Here is a 4,173-nt window from a genome sequence, read left to right as displayed (position 1 = left end):
CCCCCAAGCAGATCATCTGTGCAGCGATGCGCAAGCTACTACATTTCGTTTACGCCGTTCTCAAATCGGGTCAGCCATTTGACCCAAAATTTGCCCTTGCTCGATGAGGGGCAAGACGGTATCTACACCGCTCCTACCAGCGCCTACCGATCCAGTTTTTTCAGGAACACCGCCATTTGCGCTAGATAGCTATCGCGAGCAAGCCCACAGCCCATCAGTGGTCGGGTTTAGTAGCCCGATGACATCCCAGTTGCATGAGTCTCATCAGTTAGGCACTCGCCTGCACTTGATGGGCCTTGCCCAGTAGCTTCCTCTGCGCCGAGTACCCAAGCGACTACCGGCAGCGTTAGGCCTCTGCTGGCCGCCGATAGGGCTCGATAAAGCCGCAGCCAAGAATCTCGTTCAGGCGTTGCGCATCGTTCATTCGGCGAAACAGCCCAATAGTCTTCCACAACGCGTGACCATCGACATTGGGCGCTCCCAATCCGGCCAACAGGTCGGCGATCAGTATTGATCGGGTCTCGAAAGAGATGCGGGTCAGCCCGGTGCTATTACCGACTCCGGCATGGGCATGAGCCCCGGAAAAGGCGATCAGGCTCCCCGGAGCGATATCGACGGCAATCCCCTCCTGCGGGTCGATCGCTTCCAGCAGATGCGGAATGGCTTCGTCGGCATCCACGGCATTGCGGCCGTCTCGATGGGATCGCTGCAAAATCGCGCGCATATCGAAATCTGCGCTCGAATTACCCAGTGGTCGCTGCCAGAGGCCTGGATACAAGGCGACGGTACGCCCTGCCGCGATGGGATAGATGGGCGCCCACCAGTTGGTTTGTGCATAGATATTCGACCCCCACGTATCGCGGTGAAACGCGATGGTGGCCGTCGTGCGAGCACGCTGCGTCGACTGCCCTGGCTCGCAATGCGGCTGAAAACGCAAATGCAGGCGATCGCACGCCAGGGTATCGGGAGCGATGCCAAGGTTTTGCACGACGTCCTGCCAGCGCTGCTGGACCTCAGCCGAGCCTGCGAAGTCGTTCTGAATTTTCGCAAAGCGCTCAGTCTGCTCAGAGTGGCTCAAATGGCGATGAATCTGTTGCGGCGACCAGGGATGTAGCGCCTCTTCGAGGAGCTCACGCGTATATTCCACCAGCGCCGTCATGGGCTGCAGGTCAGTGAAGCGAATGATCTCGCCAGCATAGATCCGGTCATGCAATTGGCGAGCGGTGCTCGGTATGGCAAGCGAGCTGTACATGACTGGAAGTCCCCTGAAGGTGCGCCCCTGACTTTAGATCCACGCCGATTGTGGCGAAAGTGGCAGGTGAGGCGAAAAAGCACGGACCAGGCCCAGCGGACGTAAACACAGGGACCGTCAAGCCATGAATGGGGCGCTTATAGCTGTTCTTAGCAGGCAGTTAACGGCCTATTTTGTTGAAAAAGTCGGCTCGCCCAAACGGCCTGGTCAGCGACTGGCTAAAACGTTTTTTTGCCCACTGTTACGTGAAATCTGAGCCCAGAAGCGGACCTTCGTGAGGTTTACGCTATGGCGTTACCAAGGGTTTTGTTTGCGAAGAGTTGCGCGTATGCATCAATCTGTGTGCCTTCGACCTACCAAGCTTCGTGGTTGCCTTGGTCAGCACAGTAGTTGTAACTTCGGTCTTCAGTTAGCGGGGGTATCTCATTGAACGACTCTGAACATCTGAAAGAACTGTGCGCCCGTTTCAACTCTGGAGAACATCTGAGCTTTACGTTTTTCTGGGGGCACCAGCGCAACAAAACTGTCGTCACTGCTTCGTGCTTCAGCCAATGGTTTGAGGCCGGGTTCATTGTCGAGGGACAACATTACCCGACAGCCGAACACTTCATGATGGCCGAGAAAGCGGCCTTGTTCGACGATCAGGAAATTCGTGCGCAGGTGCTCGACGCCCCTACTCCTAATGCCGCCAAAGCACTTGGCCGCAACGTGCGCGGATTCAACGATAAGGTTTGGCTGCAACACCGATACGACATCGTCGTTCGAGCGAACCAGGCCAAGTTCTCTCAGAATCCGCAGTTGAACGAATATCTTCTACAAACCGGTTCGCGCGTTATTGTCGAAGCCAGCCCGGTTGATAACATCTGGGGTATAGGGCTCGCGCAGGACAACGCGGATGCGAACAATCCGAATCTGTGGAAAGGCTTGAATCTGCTGGGATTTGCGCTGATGCAGGTGCGGGACGGGACGGGTATGCCAGCCCCAAGGTAGTGTCCTGACCTGACTCACGAAAAACGCAAAAGCCTTGGCGAACGCCAGGGCTTATTAGGCGTAACTGCGACATGACGTTCCCCGCCGTAATCACCGCCGTAGGCGACATTGAGCAACCGCTCGCGGCCAGTGCCTCTGCGACCCAGGTATTGCAGGTATAAAACAGCGAATAGCGACCCTCGGCCTGGTAGAACCGGCTCTCTCCATACAGACCAGGCCCGAGCACCACCAAGGTGCCCGTCGCTGAGTGGGTGAAGGTCCCGGCCACGAACGCGAGCAGTCGTCGGTAGCCGTCCTCCGTCACCCGCACCTCGATGACCTCGCTCGCGGCGAAACGCTGCCTGGGGTCACCGTCAATCTTGACCGCATGCAGCACGGTTGCCGTCGACCCGAACAAGGCTCCCAGGGCCAGGCTCAAAGTGGCCTGTGGGGCTCGGTAAAAACCCTCGTCACCCCAGCCGAACTCCACGAAGTCGCCGTCGCTGAATTCTTCAGCCAGTGCGGGAAGCACCTGAAGTAGATCGGGGCGCGCAATCACCAACCCGGTATGCAGGCCATGATTCACCACATAGAAGGACCGCCAATCGCCACCCTCGCCCCTCGGCGGGTCCGACGCGGTAGCGCAGCCGAACAGCGTGAGGACCAGGACCAGCACTACAATGCGCATACACAAGGGCTCGCTCACTTAAGGGGACCACTTAAGAGGACGGATTTATTTTCTGATATTAATCCATCCGCCTTTCCCGCTCAGCCAACCTCCTCAAACCGCCGCCGCTTCGAGAACAATCCCATCCCTATCGGCACGGCAAAAACCGACAGCAGCCCCAGATCAAACCCCAACACGCGGGTCTGACCCGCCAAAACACAGCCAACCGCACCCGCCACCACCAACACCACGCCTAGCCACTTGCGTAGCAGATAGGGTTTGAGGAATCGATCGAGCAGAAAGGACACCACCAAGGCAATGACCAATTGAGTAATTTCGGACATGTACGTCTCCGGTCAGGTCTTGATGATCAATGTCGAGAGGGTGCGTTGCGGGCCGATACCGCCGTTGACCTGCGCCTCGATGCTGACCAGTACGTCGCCAGCATGGTAGGTGGGTAGAATTTGATTGGTATACGTGCGCACACCCACCCCTACAGATGCCGCCACGTAAGGGGGGCTACAGCCTTGGCGGCGGAAGCGAAGGCCGCGGCTGCAAGGGTGGCGATCGTGGTGCGCTGGGCGTTGAGGGCGTCGCCCTGTTGCCGGGTGAGCGGCTTGGAGATCCCGATCTTCATCACGCAAGACAGGCCCTTGGCCTGCATCTTGTCGTATACCTCGACGACCTTGCTGTTGACTTCATAGTGGGCGCTTTTCGCTTCGCCAAAATGCAGCTCGCGCAAACGCCCACGTTCGCTGTCGGTGAGGGTGATCTGCGAGACATTGAAGACGATCCCGTGATTGCCCATGTATTGGAAAGTCCCTTCGAACTTCATCGCCCGTATCCTTTTGGGGTAAAGGTGGCAATTCTCTGCAACGGGCGGATCGGATTCAAATCATTTCGTATCGCTGGATTGAGCAAAACAACCCACCTTCATCGCCAAAACACTCCTCTCCTACAGCCCCCGCCTACAACGTCCATCTAGCTACGCATCCTTGCGCCTTTGCCTACAACTACGCCAGAATCCGCCCGCTTGTGCGCCTTGTCCCTGGGTTTTATTGTCTTCCTGCCACTGCCCATCAGTGGTCGGGTTTAGTAGCCCAGATGACATCCGGTTGCATGAGTCTCATCAGTTAGGCATTCGCCTGCACTCGATGGTGAATCGCCCCGGATTCTTTAGACACCTTGCAAACTCATTGCGTAACGTTTTTCAAACTCTACCGGTGACAGCTGATTGTTGAAACCATGGCGGCGTTTTGCGTTGTAGAACATCTCGATGTAATCG

Annotated in this window: 4 protein-coding genes and 2 pseudogenes; 1 reads left to right on the top strand and 5 read right to left on the bottom strand. The window is 57.0% G+C overall.

The genetic code is table 11. The annotated features are described in order from the left end of the window. Nucleotides 1-346 precede the first annotated feature (346 nt). Nucleotides 347-1,252, bottom strand: a complete 906-nt coding sequence (locus AACY31_RS28245) for a hypothetical protein (protein ID WP_339482472.1) — start codon at nt 1,250-1,252, stop codon at nt 347-349. 426 nt (nt 1,253-1,678) lie between these two features. Between AACY31_RS28245 and AACY31_RS28240 the strand changes: the two genes are divergently transcribed. Continuing rightward, nucleotides 1,679-2,242, top strand: a complete 564-nt coding sequence (locus AACY31_RS28240; RefSeq protein WP_339492542.1) for an NADAR family protein — start codon at nt 1,679-1,681, stop codon at nt 2,240-2,242. Nucleotides 2,243-2,396: 154 nt separating this feature from the next. On the opposite strand, the pseudogene AACY31_RS29170 reads toward AACY31_RS28240, so the two are convergent. The 4 genes and pseudogenes from AACY31_RS29170 to AACY31_RS28220 all read right to left on the bottom strand — a co-directional run. Continuing rightward, nucleotides 2,397-2,909 (bottom strand): annotated as a pseudogene (locus tag AACY31_RS29170) (DUF2459 domain-containing protein); the annotation flags it as partial. Nucleotides 2,910-2,989: 80 nt separating this feature from the next. Beyond that, nucleotides 2,990-3,232, bottom strand: coding sequence for a hypothetical protein (locus AACY31_RS28230; RefSeq protein ID WP_339482476.1), 243 nt, complete (start codon nt 3,230-3,232; stop codon nt 2,990-2,992). Nucleotides 3,233-3,244: 12 nt separating this feature from the next. Next, nucleotides 3,245-3,723: pseudogene (locus tag AACY31_RS28225) on the bottom strand (hypothetical protein). A 341-nt stretch (nt 3,724-4,064) separates the two neighbouring features. Next, on the bottom strand, nt 4,065-4,173 hold a 109-nt coding region (locus tag AACY31_RS28220; RefSeq protein WP_130926105.1), incomplete at its 5' end, for an IS3 family transposase.

This window comes from Pseudomonas sp. RL_105y_Pfl2_101 (assembly GCF_963970585.1).
Lineage (GTDB): Bacteria > Pseudomonadota > Gammaproteobacteria > Pseudomonadales > Pseudomonadaceae > Aquipseudomonas.
The sequence above is the reverse complement of the archived record's forward strand: the minus strand, read 5'-3'. Positions and strand labels throughout refer to the sequence as shown.